This is a genomic window from Microcoleus sp. Pol10D4 (genome assembly GCF_036701555.1).
Taxonomy (GTDB): Bacteria; Cyanobacteriota; Cyanobacteriia; order Cyanobacteriales; family Microcoleaceae; genus Microcoleus.
Map to the genome: position 1 here is coordinate 53,246 of NZ_JAUBRA010000024.1, position 20,817 is coordinate 74,062.

Genomic DNA, 20,817 nt, shown 5'->3' on the forward strand with positions numbered 1-20,817 from the left:
AATGAGCATTAGACCAAATTTCAGATGGTTTTCTTCAGTGGCGAGTGTTTTGGGTTCGATTTCGATCGGCCCTTTGAGCGGCGCGACATCCTCTGTAAAAGCAGCAGAAACGGTTGTTGTCCGCAAAGGTATTTTAGAATCGTCAATATCGGTTGCGGATTTGCGTGAACTCGCAGAAACAGGAAAAGTCCCCGCCAAACTGCAAGCTTATGCCAATCTCCTGTCTGAGGAACAGCGGAGTAAAATTTTTCGGGCGCTGCAAGCAAAAATTCCCCTAAATGTAGTCGGCCTGAGCAACTTGCTAAATACGGGCATCGGCACTGGCATCCTGACGGATTTGACTACTGTGATACCCAGGCGCGACGGTGGGGGTGTGGAAGCGCTGCGAGCCGCTCTGGTGCAGGGAGCAAACGCGCCGGAAGGCTTATCGGTACTGAGTTTCATTGAATCTTATCCCAGCTCGCGGGTCGTGGTGGATCTCGATCGAGCTTTCGCAGTTTTGGGAAATATGAACGCTAGTTTTTGGCAAACTCAGCGCTTTATGGCGGCGATCGCACCTCAGTTAGCACCAGTTAAACCCGCGTTTAACCTGCCTTTCGATCCTACCCAGCCAGGCCCTAATTCGGTGCAGGTACGGGCGCTAGATTTGAACGATAGCGCCCGCAATCGACATATTCCGGTTGATGTGTACTGGTCGAGAGCTGCCACAGCCGACAAACCGGCGATCGTCTTTTCTCACGGTTTGGGTTCCGTCCGCACGGATTTGCGCTACTTAGCCGAGCATTTGGCGTCTCACGGTTATGTGGTAGCAGCTTTAGAACATCCGGGCAGCAACGAGACTAACACCAATGCTGCGATGGCGGGGAAGTCTCCCTTGTTAGCTCCTCAAGAGTTTTTAGACCGTCCCAAAGACATCAGTTTTGTACTCGACGAACTGACAAAATTGAACCAAACTGATGATAATTTGCAGGGGAAAATCGCGATCGACCGATCGGTAATAATTGGCTATTCCTTCGGCGGCGCTACAGCCTTGTCCTTGGCCGGCGCCGAACTGCAATTGAGCGGACTCAAACAGCGGTGTCAGGGGGATTTGATTGGGTTCAGCTTAGGCGAAGGCATTCAGTGCGCGGCGGCCGGATTGCCCGAAGAACGTTATCAATTGCGGGATGGGAGGATTAAAAGGGCGATCGCCATGAATCCGATCACATCATTACTATTTGGAGAAACGGGTTTAAGTACAATTCAAATTCCTACCTTAATAGTAGCATCTTCTGCCGACAAAACAACTCCCGCCTTAGCCGAACAAATTGCCGGTTTTCCGAAAATTCCATCTCCTAAATGGCTAGTTGGTTTTGTAGGAGGAACCCACTTAAGCGTCAAAGATCCGAGTACAACTTTACACCAAGTTCGCAGACCGAGCACAATAATTACTGGCGATGAAGTTGTCGGCGACCAAGCTGTTAGCATACGCAATTATATTAAAGCTGTAAGTTTGGCTACTGCCGCTCAACTGACTGCTGAAGCTGACAAATATGCAGTCTTTCTAACACCAGAATACGCGTACTTTGCTTCCACATCCGTAATCCCGGTTCGGCTGTTAACAGAATTTTCCCCGGAAACTAATGCAGTAGTACAAACTTTTATTCAAGGGAATAAGTAGTCATTATTCATTAGTCCTTAGTCGTTAAGTAGGTAAGCGCCAAAAAACCATAGTATTTGGTAGAGTTCTAGACCCAGAACATAATTATGTAGGGTTCGCAGTGCGAACCTTACCACTATTAGTCATTAGCTAATAATCTGATGTCCGCTCCAACACCTATAATAAAGGTGTTTGTAGTGGGAGTTCGAGGGGACATGATATTGCGACTAGCAGTTTTTCCTTGTGTAGGCGGCGCCCCTTAGCCCCAGAGGTGTATTTTCTTCTTAAGCTGTTTCTGATATATTTTGTTCGTGCAAGGGCAAAATATAACAAAGCGCTTTCACAAACTCTACTCCCAAACTGCCATGCTTAAAAAAAATCTTATCCCGCTGTTGCTTCTGTTTATAGCGCTGTTTACCCTTTACGGTGACACTTTAACTTTTCTCCCCAAACCTGTAAGAGATACTAGCGTGGCCAGTCGAAAGTTCTTCGTCGGGTTATGGCCAGATTGGTTGAGACCGAGAGATTTCAACGAGCAAAGGCAACAGGATATTGATAAATTGCAAAAAAGTCCTAGCCCGAAGCGATAGTTTTGAGCTACCACCGAGAAACCCGGTTTCTCTAATAATACCTAGCCATTTTCTTGTAGGTTGGGTTAAGCGAAGCACAACCAACCATGACGATTTGAGATTGTAGATTTGAGATTTTTCCTCCAATCTCAAATCGATTAAACTTGAGATTTTAGATTTTTCTCAAACCAGTAAGGTGTGCATTGCACACCCTACAGATAGAGGTTATGCCTCCAGGACTGTTTTAGATTGGTCTTCCCATCTAAAATCTAAAATCTAAAATTGATTAGGCGTGCTTTTTCAACCAGCTAAACATAGCTCGCAAATCTTTACCAACTTCTTCAATAGGATGTTCAGCTTCCTGACGGCGCATGGAGGTAAAGCCCGGTTTGCCGGCTTGGTTTTCCAGAACGAATTCGCGGGCAAATTGACCGGATTGAATTTCGCTGAGAATTTTACGCATTTCGGCGCGGGTTTGATCCGTGACGATGCGGGGGCCGCGAGTTAAATCGCCGTATTCTGCGGTATTGGAGATGCTGTCGCGCATTTTGGCGAGGCCTCCTTCTACTACTAAGTCAACGATAAGTTTAACTTCGTGCAAACATTCAAAATAAGCTAATTCCGGTTGATATCCGGCGTCAACTAAAGTTTCAAATCCAGCTTTAATTAATGCGCTCAAACCGCCGCACAAAACTACTTGTTCGCCAAAAAGATCCGTTTCTGTTTCTTCGCGGAAAGTGGTTTCCAGGATGCCGGCTCTGGTGCCGCCAATACCTTTAGCATAGGCCATTGCCCGATCGCGCGCTTGACCGGAAGCATCTTGATATACTGCAAACAAACTCGGAACACCTTCCCCTTGTTCATAAGTCCGTCGCACCAAGTGTCCGGGGCCTTTGGGGGCAACCATTACTACGTCTACATTGGCAGGGGGAACAACTTGGCCGAAGTGAATGTTAAAACCGTGAGCAAATGCTAAAACATTTCCTTCAGAAAGGTTCGGTTCGATTTGTTCTTTGTAAATAGTTTTTTGAACTTCATCGGGCAATAAAATCATGATGAAGTCAGCAGCGGCTGCTGCTTTGTCTACCGGGTGAACTGTTAAACCCGCGTCGGTTGCTTTGGCGGCAGATTTGCTACCGGGATACAAACCGACAACGACATTCATGCCACTGTCTTTGAGGTTAAGGGCGTGGGCGTGTCCTTGGGAACCGTAGCCGATGATAGCAATCGTTTTGTTGGCTAAGAGGTCTAGGTTCGCGTCGGTGTCGTAATACATACGGGCCATAATGCTTGTCTCCTGAGATGCAAATTGGGTGATTGACTGCAAAACTCTCATTTTATCAAAGTAGGGTACTTTTTTTGCAGAAATTTTTCCGATTAAGATTTGGGCGGGGGAAAATAAAGGGATCTCGCCCTGAATTTAGCAGGGTTTCTCGCAGAGTCTGCGATCGTCAAATATAATTGTCAATAGCGTGCTGTGCATTTGCAAAAACGCAACTAACTAACTTTTTTAAGATGAAAATAAAAGCAATACATCATGTGGCGATTATTTGCTCGGATTACGAAGCCTCGAAAAAATTTTATGTAGAAGTATTGGGATGTTCAATTATCAAAGAAACTTTCCGAACCGAGAGGAATTCTTACAAACTAGATTTGCAAGTCGGAAACGGCGACACCATAGAGCTTTTCTCATTTCCCCACCCTCCTGAAAGAGTTAACAATCCTGAAGCTTGCGGTTTGAGACATTTAGCTTTTGCAGTTGAGGACATAGAAGCATCAGTTGCTTACTTAAAATCCCAACAAGTAGAAGTAGAAGAAATTCGCCTGGACGAGATTACAGAAAAACGGTTTACATTTTTCAGAGATCCCGATAACTTACCGTTAGAAATTTATGAAAATTAAGGAGTCTCTCTATTTTGTCAAGCCGTTATTAAGTCAACCAGTCCGTAGTGCTGACTAGACAAACTGCATCATTCATTCCCAATCTAAAATCTAAAATCTAAAATTGTATAATGGACTATATCATCAGAAACATAATCACGATCGGATTGCCTACTTTAATGCTATTAATAGCGAGAGTAGCGACAGGTAAAACAGGTGACGCAGCCACTTGGTCGGCTTTGAGGAAAGTAGGCGGTTCCTTTGGTATGCTGATCGGTTTAGGTGTGTTGGTATTTGTAGGATTTGTTGCCAATTATTTTAGTTATTTTGTGGTAGATAGCTTGCTGGTGAGATTTTATCAAAAGCGGCGAGTGTTGGAACAGCCAGAACAACTGGTAACAGAAATTGATAAATTGCCGATTACCAACGACCTCAAAATTAAGCTGAAATGGACGGTACTGCACAGCAATAACCAAATTATTAGCTTGAAGCCCGTAATTTTAAAATGGTTTATGCTCGCCGCAAGTGTAGATGCACTCTTGTCAATAACAGGTTACTTGGGAGAATTTAACCTATTATTTGAGTTGAGTTCTCATTTTAAACTACAATATCTATTGGCGGGGTTATCAATTTTTATATTCTTCGCTCTCGTGCGCTTAAAAAAAATATGGTTGCTGGTGAGCGCATTTTGCATTATCATTAACTTGGCGGAAATTGTTCCTTGGTATTTTCCAGCGCCAGCATTTGCAGGAGTAACTCCCGGACAAAACCTGCGGATTTTTCATTCAAATGTTTTAACAAGTAACCGGCGATATTCTGAGGTGATATCGCTGGTAAAAGCAGAGCAACCCGATATCGCGGTTTTTGTGGAAGTTAGCACAGTGTGGGCGAAGGAGTTAGCCGTCTTAAGCGAGATATTTCCTTACTCTTCCAACTTGCAAGAATCTGAGAGATTTGGCAGTGCAATATACAGCAAGCTGCCTTTAGAAAATGCTTCTATTAAAGCCTTTTCAAAGCGAAGAAAGAGCTTGTTTGCAGATGTAAAATTTCAAGGTAAAATCATTTCTTTGATTCTTGTTCATCCGACTGTGCCGGTCAAACAGCAGAGTTTTGTCGATCGCAATAAACAGCTAGCAGGCATCGGCGAGTATGCAGCCCAAGTCAAAAATCCGCTGATTGTGGTTGGGGATTTAAATACCACAATGTGGTCGCCTTTCTACAAAAATATGGTAAAAACCGGAAATTTGCGAAATGCGCGATCGGGCTTTGGCATTTTACCGACTTGGCCGACTTTTATGCCACTGGCTTATATTCCGATCGATCACTTTTTAGTCAGCAAAGAAATTGGTGTTTTGAAGATTCGTACTGGCCGCAATGTCGGTTCGGATCATTTGCCGTTAATTACAGATTTAGTCATTTGAAGGCAGGATTCGATATTTTCTAACAAATTATTGATTAACTGTATCTGATATTGCTGAATATTTGTCTGTAGTGGCTCTTTGCTGTCTTGAAAACAGATAACTTTTCCGGCGATTTCCTTGTAGTGTTGCAGCATGGAAAAAGTATCGGTGCTGAAGCGAGCGAGATAGTTTTTAGCAGCCTCGCTGCAAATTTCCGTTACTTGATTTAGATATGCTTCTGACGATTCAGGCGGCTTTTCATACCCAGTTCTTTTATTCAAAATATAGCTAGCACCGCCGACTACTGCGGCTCCCACAGGCCCGCCCAATAGCCAACCTAAGCCTGTGGCGATCGCCACTGGAGCCACTTCGCCCTCGTTCGACTTTTGAGGTGGAGGTGGCGGCGGTTCCGGTAAGCTGACTTGTGGGGATGGAGGAAACGAAATCAAAAGTGCGATCGGCTGTTCTTTATCAAAGAATTCGCAAGCTTTATTTACCCATTCTGCGATGCTTTGCTGCTGATGTAACGCCTCTCGCTGAAATTTTAGCTTCCACGCATCAAAACTCCCTTCCTGGAGCGACAGCGCCATTTCCGATTGATACCGCTGCAAAAGTGTGGGCTGGTAAAGCCAAATCTCGAAATCGGAAACGCTGGCTTGAAAGCCTTTTGATATCAGTTTTTCGGCTTTTTGTTTAATTTCAATTTTGTCTTTGTGCTTTTTTTGAGCTGCGACTATTTCTGCAGCGACAGTTTCAGCTTTGGCTCGGAGAGAGTGGCAAATTTTAGTAGCTATAGCTTCAATTCTGGGCAACTTAACTGCTAGTTGTTCCTGTTGAGCTGCCACAATACTTTGCAAAGCCGATTCAAACGTGGCAATTCCTGTAGTTTGGGCGGCCGCCACATCTCCTTTCAGCCTCGCCCTCAACGCCGGCAAAGCATCGACGCGGTAGATATTGCTGATATTGTTCGGTAAGTTGGAGCGAAAACTTTCGGCAACAAACAACAAGCGATTGTAAACTTGTTTTTGGTCGTCTGGTTCGAGTAGATTGAGAAAATTGGCAACAAAGACGACTGTGTTGATGTTGCGATCGCTCAACCAATCTCTCAAGTTCTCCCGTTCCCCTAAAGTCATCAATTTGCGGGCATCTAAAACCTGCACAACTAAATCAGCCGTTAGCAATTTATCTCTGACTAAATTATCCTGTTCTTCGCGGTCATTGGTTCCCGGCAAATCCAGCAATTCCACACCGGTTTGCAGGAATGGATGGGGACAGTAAACATTCACGGCCGCCACATCATCCCGCATTTGTCTGGCGTCGTCAAGGATGGCGTAGCGTTTCAAAACATCAGTCCCCGGTTCGCTAATTTCCGTGCCGTCTTTCAGGGTAATTTTTGCGTGCAATTCCTCGCCGTAGTTGACATAAATGGCAGCACCTGTAGTGGGCACAAGGTCGATCGGCAAAGCCCGATTTCCCAGCAAAGCATTCAGCAAAGTTGACTTGCCGTAATTAAACGGGCCAAAGACAGCAACTTGAAAAGTTGGTTTGGCGAGATAGTCACAGATTGAGGTGGTATCTCGGTAAAGTTGGGAGCTTTTGTCGAGTTCGAGAATACCCAGTGCTGATTTCAGATAATTCATCAAATTTTGATAAGTCTCTGGTTCTTGCATATTGTTGTATCCTCGTTAGCTGTAGGTTGGGTTTCACTTCGTTCAACCCAACATTTTTTGTAGATTTGTTGGGCGAAGGGAAGCTTAGGGTTCGTTCCAAGGGCCCAACCTACATATATTATAAGCTATCGCTCGATCCTCATATTACTTATTCTCGTTAACCTGTAGGAGGTTCAGTAAATTCTAGTTAGTTCTAATAAGTTTTCTGGGAAGAGAGACAAGAAAACTTTCCCAAGGCGATATGCTGGTCCATTATCAGGAGTCCAAGCATCCAACCACTTGTATTTTCCTTGATTCCAGCCTTCAAACACCCACCTCGATCCATCCAAACCCATAGACAAATCCCAAGTAATGGAAGGCCAAAATTTATTCTCATTGATGGCTGTCAGTAATTCCAAAGATTTTGCTTCTGTGAGCATCCAAGGCTCTTCACTCCCTACCTTGCTTCCTACTTTTGTAACAGCCTGCAAGCAAGGTGGACTCAGTATATCTCCCCAGACTCGAATGACTAAGCTGGGATGAAAACTAGGTATATAAATAAAGCGATAGGCAGTTTGTATGTTCTCCCGATCGCTCCAATTTGATAAAGGTGGCTCTTCAAATGCAGCTAATGTATCTGAATACCAGCTATTTCTAAACTGCATTCCTTGTACTTGTTTATGAGAAAAATCTGGGGGAGTAACAATATAGTGTTGATTGATGAGGTCGATCCCCCAATCTCTATTATCATATCGAGAACAGGCCAGATCGTACAATGCAGTATTTCTGTGTTCTATCTGCTCAATTCTTATAGCAATTTGAAGAGCTTGCTTGTATTGCTCTTCTGAAATTTTTTCCTCTATCACTGGAATAACTCTTGAATTCCCTAGCAGTTCTTCAGGCAATAATTCATGGGAACGATCGAGCTTCCTCTCTAATTTTTTTTTAACCAGATGCACTAATGTTCTATCTTTTTCTTCTATATCTTTAATTGTTTCGGCAACCAAAACTGCCTCTTGCCAGAGATGATTTTTCTGATTTGATTCTTGGATGAGATTGGCAATTTCAATTAAGGTAGCTGCCTTTGTATAGCCATTTGTCAATCTTTGAGTAATTTCGATCGCCTCTTGAAAACGACCTAGTTGTTTAAGTATATCGATCTTTTCCGAGCCATCTGGAAGATTTTGGTTAAGCCTGTTGTTCAGCAGCTTTTGATTAATTAGGGTTGCCTCTTGCAACAAGCCAAGTTTTTTTAGCAAACAAACCTTATCATAGCTATCCGAAAAGTTTTGGGTAAGTTCTAAGGCTTCATGATAAATTTCCTGAGCTTTCTCATGGCGATCGACAAGTTGAAACTGTTGAGCCATGTTGATAAGTCGGTTGATTTTGGCAGATGTGTCTTCAAGGGCTTGAATAATTTTCAAGTTTCTTTCTAATCTCTCTAATTTCTGTGAAACTTGATCATTATCCATATTTACCCCCTAATGTCTGCATCTACTCATCCACATCCTTAAGCCCATTCTGCACCAGCATCCGCCCGATGTCAAATTTTTTGCGACCATTCCCAATCTCGGCTCAATAACAACGGTAATTTGACTGGGCTTAGAGCGTGTTTTCCAACTATTATGTAGGTTGGGTTGAGGATCGAAACCCAACTACAATTCAAGCTAATTTCAAGTTAAAAACACGCCTAGCTTCCCGCCGATTTTAAGAAACCATGATACACCGATTCAATACTCTGCGACTCGGCAGAAACATCAGCCTCCAATTTTTTCAACCGCTGGGATTCAGCCTGACAATTAATCTCGCGAGATTCCTTTTGTTCGAGCAAATTATCTAACTCCGATTTCCGAGAATTAATATCCGCATTCATGCGATCGCCCACTTCTCGCCCGTAAACATCAAAACACTCTTTCACAGCATCGTGAATCGGCTGCCACTGCTCTTGAGCCACCTGCGGCAGATATTTCACTAGCTCTTTTTTCGCGGCTTTTACCAACTGTTTATGAGCTCCGTCTGCTTGCAAAACCCCAACACCCATCCCCAACAACGCCAAGTACAGCGGCCCCAAAACAATCCCCGTCAAACTAGCAAGAATCGTACTGACGCTTAACACAGTAATTAAGTTTAGCAGGATATTTTTCCAATCAAAACCCGCTCCTGCCATTGCTACGCCCGCCAGATTTCCTGTCGTTAACGAGAACAATCCCATCGCCCATTTTGCCCAAGCTGGCGAGTTATCTTCGTTTGAGTTGCTGACTGCTGCTGGTATTTTTTGCCCGGTCAGTTTTTCGGTAATTTTTTCAGTCACTTTCGTGTAAGATGCTCCGTAATTTGCCGCACTTTGTGAGAGTTGCGAAAATGCTGAATTCATTTCTTGTTCAGCCGTGAGAGTCCAAGCTGCTAGTTTGTCGTTGATATACTGCTCGAATGCTCGTTTGAGGGATGCTTCAAAGGCTTCTCGCTTGCCTTGGCTGAAGAAATCTAGAAATCTCAGCTCTGGTTGATACCGTAAGAAATCTGTTTCAAAGGTGTTTTCTAAGTTAAGAACGTAGGCGCGAAAAGAATCTGCGATCGCCCGCGATTTACTATCTCTAACTTCGATAATTTCTTGTTGAAACTCATCGCGAATCTGAGTCAGCTTTTTAAACTCCGGCTCAACTGAATTAATCTTTTCTTTCAACTCATTGACATCGCGATCGAGCAATGGTAATCTGCGCCCAACAGCTTCGCGGACGCGAGCAGAAATTTGACGCGCCAAAGTCCTCGCCGGACGCAGTTCAGAAATCGCCCTTTCCTGCGTCAAAAACGTATTCAGTGCCGCCATAAACTCGGGAAAACCAGTTCCTGCTAAATCCGCATCCGGGTTTTTAATCCGCAACCTGAGCGCCTTAATTGAGGTAATTGGAAACACTCGCTCCTCGTAAATATCGTGTCCTTCTGTTAAACAATATTCAGCCAAATTAGCTTGAAAAACCCGCCGCAGTTTCCCTTCGGCTTCTGCCAATTCTTCAGGATCGTCTGGGTCAATCAAACTTTCCCGCACCTGATCCCAAGCATTAATCAGAAAGAAAATGCTCAATCCGCGATTTTTGATGTAATTTTCTAAATAACGTCTTTCACCCATTGTGCAAGGCTGAGTTGCCCTGAGCACAAACAAAATAGCGTGGCAGTTGCTGATGTAACCCAGAGATAATTCATTGCGGGCTTCTGTATCGTTCAGTCCGGGACTGTCTACTATTTCTATGCCTTTTTCTAGCAAAGGTAAGGGATATTCTACTACGGCACAATCGATATCGGGAAATGCTGGTTTCTTTTCTTCTTCTAGGCGTTTAGCTTCAGCGGGGTCAATTGTGTAGTTCTGTTTAAAACTTTTAAAATCTAGCTGTTTTGGGCTTTTGCCGTCATTGAAATAAACGGTAACTTTTTTTTCTGAACCATAGCGCAAAATCGTCAGCAAAGCTGTACAGGGATTTACATCGCTGGGCAGTAAGTTTTCGCCGATTAACGCATTGAGAAAAGTGCTTTTGCCGCGTTTCATGTCGCCTAGCACTAGCAGCCGGAAGACTCCTTGGCGCAAGTTTTTACTGGCGACATCAATGTCCGCGTTGTCTGTTTCTAAACCGAGTTTTCCCGATCCTTCTCCTCCTGCTAATTCTGATTGGTTGATGGCTGTTGCGATGTTGCTGAGGCGAGTTGCAATTTCTCGGCGGACGGCTGCTACTCGCTCTAAATCGTTCAGAAAGTTGCTAGTTTGTACTTTAATGTTCATGGTATTTTCTGATTATTTCCTGCTTGAAATTCTCAACTTTTGTCTTCTTCAATAAACATTTTGTAAGCTATGAAAGCAATGCCTCCCACTATCAGCGCCGCTGCCAGCCAAGATGCTATGCGAACTGCAACGATAACAGCAATTACAATGCCTGTAAATTGAGTCACTGCTATAATTTTTCGGCGCCACTGTTTGAGTTTGCTGTTAACTTTGCTGTCTGGTTCTTGGTACTTGCTTGTTAGATGTTCTGGCACTGAGCGGTCAATTTCGGCTTCTAGTTCGCGGAGCCGAATTTCTTGTTCGCGCTTCCGCAGTTCTTGTTCTTTGCGCCGGAGTTCTCGGGATTTGTTGTCAGGAGAATTCATAAATTTTAGCCTGTTTTCCGCTGGAAAAATGTGTTATTTATTGTCTATGTTGCGGAGCGATAAGTTCTCTACGACTGTAACTCACATTTTCCCGCGTGTCGAGAAATGTTAAGAAATTTTAAAAATAGCGATCCGCTTAATTAGCCGATCGCCCTACGCCCTAGACTAGCCACTGCAAATCATCAATAGCCTTCGGGCCCGATAGTAGTGCGATCGCACTCCGCTTCCGACAAATCAACCAAGCGCGATCGAAATAAGTTACAGCCGGCTAATTGAGCTTTGCTTAACTTTGCTTTCTCCAAATTAGCTCGGCTCAAATCCGCATATCTCAAATCGGCATATCTCAAATCTGCATTGTACAAATCCGCACCTTGCAAATTAGCTTTCTGCAAATTCGCACCTTGCAAATTGGCGTGACGCAAATTTGCTCTTGATAAGTTTGCTCTGGATAAAGTTGCTTCTGACAAGTTAGCTTGATAAAGTTGAATGTCGCCCAATTCAGCATCTTGCAAATCGGTTTTATAAAGATTGGCTTGAGTCAAATTTCCGTAGGGCAAATAAGCTCGCCTCAGAACGCTACCAGAAAGATTTATTTCTGTCAAATCTGCTTGAAACAAGTTATGTTCACTTAAGTCAACGGCGTTAAAGTTTCGCTGGCCCTCAGCATACTGAGCAAGCAATTCCTCAGCGCTTAGCTTTTGCATTTTCATTCCTCATGACGACAGCTACTGCAGCCAATCCATAACAGTAATTAATGGTTATTATTCTGCGTATTTATACTTATGTCTCTTATTATGTTAAGCTTGTGTAACAACAGTCGCATTTTTTCTAAGATTTTTTTTATATTTGTAAATTTCTGCCTTGCTCAACCATTAAACGGTTAGTAATGTCAAGATCGATCGAGAAACCAAAGTCAATCCTCTACTGAAATATGCCAGAACTTCCTCTCTCCATTGCTCAGCACTACCACGAACGGACAAAATACGACCCTGAAACCATTGCTGCTAAAAGTAGACAGCTAGATTGGACAGAGCAACCTGTGCCTTTCAAAGAATATAAAATTGGAGCGTATTTTGACCTCAAGCCTTATCTAAAAGACCCCTCGGAGGATGCCGATCCCGATCCCGATGCCGCTTGGTGGCATCGGTTATCTAGCTTGTTGCTGTGCAGCTACGGCTTGACGGCGAAAGTGCAGACGGTAGACGACAGCTACCTGTATTTGCGATCTGCACCGTCGGCGGGTGGACTCTACCCTGCAGAGGTTTATTTAATCTCCCGTGGCACTGCCCAGTTGCCGGCCGGGCTCTACAACTATCAGTGCAGAACTCATTCACTTGTTCATTTTTGGGACAGTCAAGTTTGGCCGACCTTGCAAGCAGCTTGTTTCCAGTCGCCAGCGCTAGAAAATACCCAATTGGCGATCGCTATCACCACTGTTTTTTTCCGTTCTTCTTGGCGTTACGAAGACCGAGCTTATCGGCGAATTTTTCTAGACACCGGTCATTTATTGAGCAATATCGAGTTAGCTTGCGCCGTCAACGATTACCGACCTCACCTGATTGGAGGATTCGCCGACGAAGCTGTCAATGAATTACTGTACATCGACTCGGAGCAAGAAGGAGCGATTTGTGTAGTTGCTTTAGCCGACTTGCTAGATATTGACCAAAACTTGCCTAAATTTAAAACAGCTTTGCCCGGAAACACCACCACAGATTACCCGAAAATTACCGAAGGTCAACTGTTAAAATACCTCCACAAAGCCACGCATTTAGAATCAGACCCTACCGGATCGGATGGCTGGAAACTTGATGAAAGTGAAGGGGAATTAGAAGATAAATACAACTTTCCCTTTTGTACTAAAGTTTCGACGGTCACTCCTTCGATTCCTTGGGGAGTGAACCTGGAAACTTTAGAAAACACTATGCTCAAAAGGCGTTCTACCCGTGCTTATACAGGTGCTTCTTTGAGCTTGGGCGAACTGCTAGCTATGCTCGATTTTACTTACCAGCCGCAGCACTATATCGACCAAGGATTAGACGGTTATCCAGACTATTTCGATTTAAGCTTGATTGAGACTTTTATTGCTGTTTCGGGAGTGAATGGATTAGAAGAAGGCTGTTATTATTATGCTCCGAAAGCTCAAGAATTGCGGCAAATTCGGTTTAAAAATTTCCGCAGGGAACTGCATTTTTTGTGTTTGGGGCAAGACTTGGGCAGAGATGCGGGGGCGCTGTTGTTTCACACGGCGGATTTGAACAGGGCTGTAGCAAAATATGGCGATCGAGTTTACCGCTATTTGCACATGGACGCGGGTCATTTGGGCCAAAGGTTGAACTTAGCAGCTATGCAACTGCGTTTGGGTGTCAGCGGGATTGGGGGCTTTTTTGACGATCGCGTCAATGACGTTCTCGGTATTCCTGCGGGTGAGGCTGTGCTTTATATTACAAGTCTGGGCAGACCTCGATCGTGACAATAAGTTAGTTGTTATTTGTCAGTAGTATTGCTTCACTAAGCCCAGGCGCATCTAAATTTTACAGTCAAGTTTGATGAAATTAACATCTTAAACCATTCTCCAGAACAGGCAAGATGCCTGTTCCACAAAGAGTGAAATTCGGTGTTTCACTCTTAGTGAAATTATTGTGGAGTGGGCGTCCCGCCCGCCCTAAAAATACAACAGAACAGGCAAGATGCCTGTTCCACAAACAGTGAAATTCGGTGTTTCACTCTTAGTGAAATTATTGTAGGGAGTAGGGGTTGGGCGTCCCGCCCACCCTAAAAATACAACAGAACAGGCAAGATGCCTGTTCCACAAACAGTGAAATTCGGTGTTCCACAAAGAGTGAAATTATTGTGGGGAGTAGGGGTTGGGCGTCCCGCCCGCCCTAAAAATACAACTTAAATGCGAGACAGCTTACCTCTTTAATTTAATCTTTTCCTATTACTATTTCCCAATACAAAACCTACTAAATATTCTGTCGAGCACTGATTCTGTAACTTCTTCGCCCGTAACTTCCCCCAATGCTTGAATTGCACCGCGCAAATCTATTGTCCAGAAATCTAAAGGCAATTTATTGCTCATAGTATCTGTGCACTGTTCCAGAGAAATTTTAGCTTTGGTTAACGCCGCTGCTTGTCGCTGGTTGATTGCTAAGTCTGAGTTTGCTGCTTGCAAATTTCCCCCGCTGACAGCATCTAAAATTGCTGTTTCTAAGTCTTCTATGCCTCGATCGAGGGCTGCTGCTGCGGTAACTATTGGGTGAACTTCAGGGGAAAAAGGTAATTCAGGAATTATTTTTACTAGGTCGATTTTGTTGATAATTATAATTAGCTGGCGGTGCTTTACTTGTTCGTAAATTTCCGAATCTTCCTCTGTCCAGCCCGATTGCGCGTCAATTGTCAACAACACTAAATCGGCTTGTTTTGCTGCGGCGCGCGATCGCTCAACGCCAATTTTTTCTACCTTGTCTTCGGTTTCTCGAATGCCCGCAGTATCGAGAACCTGCACCGGAATGCCGCCCACAACTAGCTGCGACTCTACCACATCCCGCGTCGTACCGGGCAAATCCGTGACGATCGCCCGATCGCTCTTACTCCACGCATTCAGCAAACTCGATTTGCCCACATTCGGTCGCCCAACAATCGCTACTTTCAAACCACTTCTCAACAATTCTCCACGATCGGCAGTCGCCAAAATTGTTGACAATTCCTCCAAAACATGATTTATTTCCAAAGAAGTTTTAGCTTCATCTAAAGGCGGCAAATCTTCCTCAAAATCAATTCTTGCCTCAATTTCTGCCAGCACATCCAAACAAGTTGTTCTCAATTTGCGAATTGGCTGCGCTAATTTTCCCTGCAAACCGGCCAAAGCACTTTGTGCAGCAGCGGGCGATTTTGCTCCCACCAAATCTGAGATACTTTCAGCTTGAGTTAAATCGAGCCTCCCGTTCAAAAAAGCCCGCAGCGAAAACTCTCCAGGTTGCGCCAATCTCGCCCCATGTTCCAAACACAATTGCAAGACTTGCTGCACGGCCATAATACCGCCATGACAGTGAAATTCCACCACATCTTCGCGAGTAAAAGAACGCGGCGCTTTCATGATTAGCAGCAAAGCTTCATCGACTAATTCTTGAGTTTTGGGGCGACGGATGTGGCCGTAAAGAATGCGGTGAGACTCCCAAATTTGCCTTCCTGGGGCGCAAAACAGAGTTTCGGCAATTTTTAAGGCTGCGGAACCGGAAACTCGCACAATGCCGACGCTGCCTTGTTGGGGAACTATGGCAGTGGCGATCGCTGCGATCGTTCCTCCTTTGGTTAATGATTCAGACATTTTTATTGTTCACACATTTAAAAGTTCTCTCAATCTCCTGTTTTTGAGTATCAGGCAATTGCTTCTCGGTATTCGAGAGTATAAATCTCTAGTTCGTCATTCAAAAAAATTAAATTCCCGCCCTTTTGGGCAAGCTGCACGAGTTTCTGAGTCACAGGGCAAGGGAGATTTTTTAATCTTTTTCCTGCGATCGCTAATTGCTCGCAGGCTTCGAGAGACAGGATAAATTGAATTAGGGATTCAACCAGTTGTACTTTCATTTGAGTCACCTCCGCCCCGGTTGTTAAATTATACAGTTTTCATTGAGAGGATAAACAATTTCAGCATTTTTTTCCTAAGATATTAGAAGAGCGTGGTCACCGCACTGGACTTGGCTAGCCAATCCGATCGCCCGTTTGTCCAGTCAGTCGATTTTAGATTTTAGATTTTAGATTGACTCCACAAATGAATCGGGTAGCTTGAACTGGTGTCTAAAATTTTGGGAGGCTAACGACTCCTGTCGGAAAGCAACTATCCGTTTTTGGGTAGGAGTCAGGGTTCGATCGAACTTAAATTACTCAGCCAAATATTTTGGCTATTCTGATTTTATGCGATAATGGAAAATTGATAGGGTAGAGGGCAAAGCATGATTGGTCAACTTCTAGACAGACGTTACCGCATCATTAAAGTCACAGACTCAAGTGAGGTGGGAAAAACTTATCTAGCAGCAGATACTCACCGTCCCGGGTATCCGCAATGCACGGTTAGAGAAATGCGGCTACCCGGCACAAGTTCGCAAACTCCAGAATTAGTCAAAGTTTTATTTCAAAGAAACGCAGAAATAATTGAAAAATTGGGAAAACACGACAAAATCCCGGAATTATTGGCGTATTTTGAGGAAAATCAAAGTTTATACTTAATTGAAGAATTTATTGCGGGATTACCTTTAAGTCAAGAACTAATACCCGGTCAACCTTGGGATGAAGACCAAGTAATTAATCTGCTATCAGAAATATTAGAAATTTTGGTGTTCATCCACGAGAAGGGTTTTATTCACCGCAGAATTCAACCAGACAGAGCGATCCGGCGCGAGTCAGACGGCAAATTTGTATTGGTAGACTTTAGCTTAGACAAAGAAATTAACCCGGAACTTGCTAACTGTCATTTGTTGTCGCAAACTTCCCCAAACTCTGTTAAACGGCCTGTGGCAAAAAAACAGGATTTGGTGACCCAGGAGTTATACGTGCCGATCGAGCAATTGAGCGGCAACCCCCGTTACAATAGCGACATCTACGCTCTAGGTACGATCGCCCAGATTGCTGTCACCGGACTCTCACCCAACGAACTGAGTGCCTTAAAAAACAACAACGAAATTTCCTGGCGAAACCGGACAACTTGTTCGGCAGCCCTAGCAGATATTATCGATCGAATGGTGCGGCCTGACTGCGAGGAACGTTATCAGGAGGCCGCCGAAGTTTTAGCAGACCTCAAACAAATCGCCGTAAAATTGGAGGTTGAGCCGCCGCCAGCCACAATCATCACGGACGCTATGAGTCAACCGCGAAGACAAAGCCAAACCAAACTGCTGCTATTGGCTGCAACAGCGGCAGCTTTAATCTTGACTGCTGTCATAATTTACTTTTGGCAGAGTCAAAGTCCGGCGAGGGCAAAAGAATTGTTAGCGCGCGGCGTTACCAAGGCGCAGCAAGGTGACACAACAGGCGCGATCGCCGATTATACTCAAGCGATCGCCATGAATGCCACCGATGCGGAAACTTACTACAAGCGGGCAAACGCTCGCTATGACATGGGGGCAACCGAGCAAGCAATACAGGATTACACGCAAGCAATTAAAGTCAATCCTAGCCACACCAAAGCTCTCTACAATCGAGGTATGGCCCGCCTCGACATCGGGGACAAGCGGGGGGCAGTGGAAGATTTCACTCAAGTAGTGCGACTCAATCCCAGCGACGGTGAGGCATACTCTCAGCGGGGTTTAGCCTACTACGATTTGGGCGACTACCGCACAGCAATAGAAGACTACACTCAAGCAATTCGGCTCAGTCCCAACGATGCTACAGCTTACAGCAATCGGGGTTTAGCTCGATCGGCTGCAGGCGACAAAACAGGAGCAATGGCAGATTTTACTCAAGCCATTCAAATTAGTCCCAAACAAGCTGGCGTATACTACAGTCGTGGTCGATCGCGGTTTAATCTGGCAGATTATCAAGGAGCGATGGAAGATTATACTAAGGCGATCGAATTGCAACCAGATCTCGCTGACGCTTATACCAATCGGTGCAGCGCTTACTTGAATTTGGCCACCTACGACAAAGCGATTGCAGATTGCACCGAAGGAATTCGCCTTGCTCCAAAAGATGAAGCAGCTTACAACAACCGCTGCATTGCTTATCTGAATTTAAAACAATTTCAAAAGGCTAGCGAAGATTGCAGTTTGACGATCGGACTCAACGGCAACAATCCCAAAGCATACAGCAATCGAGGATTAGCTCGATCGGCTTCGGGAGACAAGCAGGGAGCTTTAGAAGATTTTACTCAAGCAATTCGCCTCAATCCCAGCGATGCAGTAGCATACAGCAATCGCGGTACTATTTACTCAGAACTAAAAAATTACCCTTTAGCGGTTGAGGATTTCGCTCACTCGCTGCGGCTCAACCCCAACAATGCTAGCGCTTTTTACAGCAGAGGCCTCGTCCGCCGCCAACTCAAAGACCGTGCTGGGGCGATCGAAGATTTTCAGAAAGCTGCAACCTTGTTTCTAGAACAAGGAAGAGCCGATGGTTTCCAAAACGCACAATCACAAATCAACGACTCTAAATAAACTATTAGTCACGATTCAGATGTTAAAAAAAGAAGAAAAAAGGAAGAAGGAAGAAGGAAGAAGGAAGAAGGAAGAAGGTCAAATTACCAACTCCCCGTTACCAACTCCCCGTTACCAACTCCCCGTTACCAATTCCCCGTTACCAATTCCCAATTACCAATTCCCAATTATCGATATGAACATGGTTGGTCAACTTTTAGACAGGCGTTATCGCGTAGTGCAAATTCTCAGTTCAGGAGCTTTTGGACAAACTTATTTAGCTGTCGATACTCGCCGGCCGGGCCATCCTCAATGTGTAGTCAAACAACTGCGCCCTCCCAGCAACACTTCCACAGTTCTCAAAACAGCTTATCGCTTATTTAAACAAGAAGCAGAAATATTAGAAAAGCTGGGGAAACACGATCAAATTCCATTTTTACTAGCTTATTTTGAAGAAGCCAATCAATTCTACCTCGTCGAAGAGTTTGTCCCCGGACACGCCCTAAATAGGGAAATTGTGGCCGGTCAACCTTGGCGAGAAGAACGAGTGCTGGATCTGTTGCAAGAAGTGTTACAAGTTCTCGCTTTCGTACACTCTCAGGGAGTGATTCACCGCGATGTTAATCCCTCCAACTTAATCCGCCGCAAACCAGACGGCAAATTAGTTTTAATTGACTTCGGTTCGGTTAAAGAAGTTGCCAGTCACGTCAGCGAGTACGATACAGAATTTCCGCGCACCATTGCTACTGGAACTCCGGCTTATATGCCGATCGAACAATTTCAAGGCAACCCGCAATTTAGCAGTGACCTCTATGCAGTCGGGATGATGGCAGTCCAAGCTATCACTGGTTTACCCGGTACGGATTTGCCAAAATTGCAAGATCCGAGTCCTTCTCATACGGGGGAAATTGTTTGGCGAAACCGAGCTCAATGTTCTGTGGGATTAGCCAATATAATTGACAAAATGGTCTGTCACCAATTTGCCAAGCGCTATCAATCTGCGGAAGAAGTTTTGGTAGCTCTCAGCAAGTTGAGACACCGCCAAGAGCCGATGAATCCGGCTCACAAGAAAAGTATGGCTCCCACCTTAGTTTCTTCTGATAGTTTTTCGTCACGTTTGGGAAGTAGATTTTGGTTGCTGGTTTTGGCGGGCGTCGGGGTGGCAATAGTTCTGATATTTCTGTTTAGTTATTGGAGCCGCCCGAATCCGATTAAAGCTAAGGAATATTACGAAGAGGGAGTGGAAAAGTCTCGCAATCAAGATGCGGATGCAGCTTTGCAGGCTTTTAATAAGTCAATTCAATTGAATCCTAAAAATGCTGAAAGTTTTTACCAGCGCGGTAATGCTAATTATGATTTACAAAAGTATCAAGAAGCAATTGCGGATTATTCTCAGGCCATCGCTCTCAATCCTAAATATGTTCAGGCTTATTTTAACCGTGGCCTAGCCCGTCACGATTTTAACGACAAGCGTGGGGCGATTGAGGATTACACTCAAGCTTTGAATCTCCAGCCCAGGGATGCTGATACATATTATGAAAGAGGAGTTGCTTATTTAGAAATGCAAGATTACAAGGCGGCTATTCAGGATTTTACCGAAGTAATTCGGTTGCAGCCGAAGCTTGTTAAAGCTTATCATTCGCGGGGGTTGGCTCGTGCTGGGAGCGGAGATTTGCAGGGGGCGATTGGAGATTATACTGAGGCAATTAAACTTGATGCTAAGAATGTTGATGCTTTTTACAGTCGGGGGAGAGCTCGCTTTCACCTAGGAGATTATCAGGGAGCTTTGGCGGATTATTCTCAGGTAATTGCGATCGATCCCAAGAGTGCAGATGCTTACGCTAATCGTTGTAGCACGCAGTTGAATTTGGGAGCGCATCAAGCGGCAATTGACGATTGCACTCAGGCAATTTCGCTGAGCGATGAGGATGGGGTTCCTTACAACAATCGCTGCATTGCTTATTTAAATTTGAAGGATTATCCGAAAGCAATTGCCGATTGCACTCAAGCGCTGACAGTGAATCCGAATGATTTTAATGCTTTTAACAATCGTGGTTTAGCTCGCAGCGCAGGGGGTGACGCCCAGGGTGCGATCGCAGATTTTACAGCAGCAATCGGGTTCAATCCCAACAATGCGGAAGCTTACGCCAATCGGGCTAAGATTTATCAGGAGTTAAAGAATTACAATAGTGCGATCGCAGATTACGTGCAAGCTATTCGGATCAGCCCGAATTATGCTGCTGCTTACTACGGTAGAGGCATGGTTCGTCGCTCATTGGGAGACAAAGCAGGAGCAATTAGCGATTTAGAAAAAGCCGGCAAAATGTTTCTCGATCAAGGACTTACTGGCGGTTACAAAGATGCACAATTTGAGATTGAGAAGCTCAAGTAGTCAGTTGTCAGTTGTCAGTTGTC

The 20,817-nt window shown here is 44.6% G+C and carries 14 protein-coding genes; 6 read left to right on the forward strand and 8 right to left on the reverse strand.

The window, feature by feature from the left end:
* Position 1 precedes the first annotated feature (1 nt).
* Positions 2-1,660: an alpha/beta hydrolase gene (locus QUA36_RS14420; RefSeq protein WP_333458170.1), complete on the forward strand. Its 1,659-nt coding sequence runs from the start codon at positions 2-4 to the stop codon at positions 1,658-1,660.
* A gap of 834 nt (positions 1,661-2,494) precedes the next feature.
* Here QUA36_RS14420 and ilvC read toward each other — a convergent pair.
* A complete protein-coding gene (ilvC, locus tag QUA36_RS14425; RefSeq protein WP_333338932.1) occupies positions 2,495-3,544 on the reverse strand; it encodes a ketol-acid reductoisomerase in 1,050 nt (349 codons plus the stop codon).
* Positions 3,545-3,723: 179 nt separating this feature from the next.
* Between ilvC and gloA2 the strand changes: the two genes are divergently transcribed.
* Both gloA2 and QUA36_RS14435 read left to right on the forward strand, forming a co-directional pair.
* Positions 3,724-4,110, forward strand: coding sequence for an SMU1112c/YaeR family gloxylase I-like metalloprotein (gloA2, locus tag QUA36_RS14430; protein WP_333458171.1), 387 nt, complete (start codon positions 3,724-3,726; stop codon positions 4,108-4,110).
* Between the two features lie 110 nt (positions 4,111-4,220).
* A complete protein-coding gene (locus QUA36_RS14435; protein WP_333458172.1) occupies positions 4,221-5,510 on the forward strand; it encodes an endonuclease/exonuclease/phosphatase family protein in 1,290 nt (429 codons plus the stop codon).
* On the opposite strand, the gene QUA36_RS14440 is transcribed toward QUA36_RS14435, so the two are convergent.
* The 5 genes from QUA36_RS14440 to QUA36_RS14460 all read right to left on the reverse strand — a co-directional run bounded on the left by QUA36_RS14440 (position 5,477) and on the right by QUA36_RS14460 (position 11,979).
* Positions 5,477-7,159 (reverse strand): dynamin family protein, encoded by a 1,683-nt coding sequence (locus QUA36_RS14440; protein ID WP_333458173.1) that lies wholly within the window; start codon positions 7,157-7,159, stop codon positions 5,477-5,479. The genes QUA36_RS14435 and QUA36_RS14440 overlap by 34 nt on opposite strands.
* 173 nt (positions 7,160-7,332) lie before the next feature.
* The gene (locus QUA36_RS14445; protein WP_333458174.1) at positions 7,333-8,610 is read right to left on the reverse strand and encodes a hypothetical protein; all 1,278 of its coding nucleotides are present in this window, start codon (positions 8,608-8,610) and stop codon (positions 7,333-7,335) included.
* 218 nt (positions 8,611-8,828) lie between these two features.
* Positions 8,829-10,910: a dynamin family protein gene (locus tag QUA36_RS14450; RefSeq protein ID WP_333458175.1), complete on the reverse strand. Its 2,082-nt coding sequence runs from the start codon at positions 10,908-10,910 to the stop codon at positions 8,829-8,831.
* Between the two features lie 32 nt (positions 10,911-10,942).
* On the reverse strand, positions 10,943-11,275 hold the full coding sequence (locus tag QUA36_RS14455) for a hypothetical protein (RefSeq protein WP_333158870.1): 333 nt from the start codon (positions 11,273-11,275) through the stop codon (positions 10,943-10,945).
* 182 nt (positions 11,276-11,457) lie between these two features.
* Positions 11,458-11,979 carry a pentapeptide repeat-containing protein gene (locus QUA36_RS14460; RefSeq protein ID WP_333158872.1) on the reverse strand — a complete coding sequence of 174 codons (522 nt, stop codon included), beginning with the start codon at positions 11,977-11,979 and terminating at the stop codon, positions 11,458-11,460.
* A gap of 227 nt (positions 11,980-12,206) precedes the next feature.
* On the opposite strand from QUA36_RS14460, the gene QUA36_RS14465 reads away from it, so the two are divergent.
* Entirely contained in the window at positions 12,207-13,745 is a 1,539-nt protein-coding gene (locus tag QUA36_RS14465; protein ID WP_333458176.1) for a SagB/ThcOx family dehydrogenase, read from the forward strand.
* 471 nt (positions 13,746-14,216) lie between these two features.
* Here the strand turns inward: QUA36_RS14465 and mnmE are convergent, their stop codons facing one another.
* Positions 14,217-15,602 (reverse strand): tRNA uridine-5-carboxymethylaminomethyl(34) synthesis GTPase MnmE, encoded by a 1,386-nt coding sequence (gene mnmE / locus QUA36_RS14470; RefSeq protein ID WP_333458177.1) that lies wholly within the window; start codon positions 15,600-15,602, stop codon positions 14,217-14,219.
* Positions 15,603-15,652: 50 nt separating this feature from the next.
* Positions 15,653-15,862: a hypothetical protein gene (locus tag QUA36_RS14475; RefSeq protein ID WP_333369151.1), complete on the reverse strand. Its 210-nt coding sequence runs from the start codon at positions 15,860-15,862 to the stop codon at positions 15,653-15,655.
* 365 nt (positions 15,863-16,227) lie between these two features.
* On the opposite strand from QUA36_RS14475, the gene QUA36_RS14480 reads away from it, so the two are divergent.
* Both QUA36_RS14480 and QUA36_RS14485 read left to right on the forward strand, forming a co-directional pair.
* Positions 16,228-18,423 carry a tetratricopeptide repeat protein gene (locus QUA36_RS14480; protein ID WP_333458178.1) on the forward strand — a complete coding sequence of 732 codons (2,196 nt, stop codon included), beginning with the start codon at positions 16,228-16,230 and terminating at the stop codon, positions 18,421-18,423.
* Positions 18,380-20,794 (forward strand): tetratricopeptide repeat protein, encoded by a 2,415-nt coding sequence (locus tag QUA36_RS14485; RefSeq protein ID WP_333458179.1) that lies wholly within the window; start codon positions 18,380-18,382, stop codon positions 20,792-20,794. Before QUA36_RS14480 ends, QUA36_RS14485 begins: the two co-directional genes overlap by 44 nt.
* Positions 20,795-20,817: the final 23 nt, after the last annotated feature.

What these genes read in the sequence shown, in the direction of transcription:
- QUA36_RS14420 (WP_333458170.1), top strand. Translation starts at nt 2, where the DNA reads ATGAGCATTAGACCAAATTTCAGATGGTTTTCTTCAGTGGCGAGTGTT.
- ilvC (WP_333338932.1), bottom strand. Translation starts at nt 3,544, where the DNA reads ATGAGAGTTTTGCAGTCAATCACCCAATTTGCATCTCAGGAGACAAGC.
- gloA2 (WP_333458171.1), top strand. Translation starts at nt 3,724, where the DNA reads ATGAAAATAAAAGCAATACATCATGTGGCGATTATTTGCTCGGATTAC.
- QUA36_RS14435 (WP_333458172.1), top strand. Translation starts at nt 4,221, where the DNA reads ATGGACTATATCATCAGAAACATAATCACGATCGGATTGCCTACTTTA.
- QUA36_RS14440 (WP_333458173.1), bottom strand. Translation starts at nt 7,159, where the DNA reads ATGCAAGAACCAGAGACTTATCAAAATTTGATGAATTATCTGAAATCA.
- QUA36_RS14445 (WP_333458174.1), bottom strand. Translation starts at nt 8,610, where the DNA reads ATGGATAATGATCAAGTTTCACAGAAATTAGAGAGATTAGAAAGAAAC.
- QUA36_RS14450 (WP_333458175.1), bottom strand. Translation starts at nt 10,910, where the DNA reads ATGAACATTAAAGTACAAACTAGCAACTTTCTGAACGATTTAGAGCGA.
- QUA36_RS14455 (WP_333158870.1), bottom strand. Translation starts at nt 11,275, where the DNA reads ATGAATTCTCCTGACAACAAATCCCGAGAACTCCGGCGCAAAGAACAA.
- QUA36_RS14460 (WP_333158872.1), bottom strand. Translation starts at nt 11,979, where the DNA reads ATGCAAAAGCTAAGCGCTGAGGAATTGCTTGCTCAGTATGCTGAGGGC.
- QUA36_RS14465 (WP_333458176.1), top strand. Translation starts at nt 12,207, where the DNA reads ATGCCAGAACTTCCTCTCTCCATTGCTCAGCACTACCACGAACGGACA.
- mnmE (WP_333458177.1), bottom strand. Translation starts at nt 15,602, where the DNA reads ATGTCTGAATCATTAACCAAAGGAGGAACGATCGCAGCGATCGCCACT.
- QUA36_RS14475 (WP_333369151.1), bottom strand. Translation starts at nt 15,862, where the DNA reads ATGAAAGTACAACTGGTTGAATCCCTAATTCAATTTATCCTGTCTCTC.
- QUA36_RS14480 (WP_333458178.1), top strand. Translation starts at nt 16,228, where the DNA reads ATGATTGGTCAACTTCTAGACAGACGTTACCGCATCATTAAAGTCACA.
- QUA36_RS14485 (WP_333458179.1), top strand. Translation starts at nt 18,380, where the DNA reads ATGGTTTCCAAAACGCACAATCACAAATCAACGACTCTAAATAAACTA.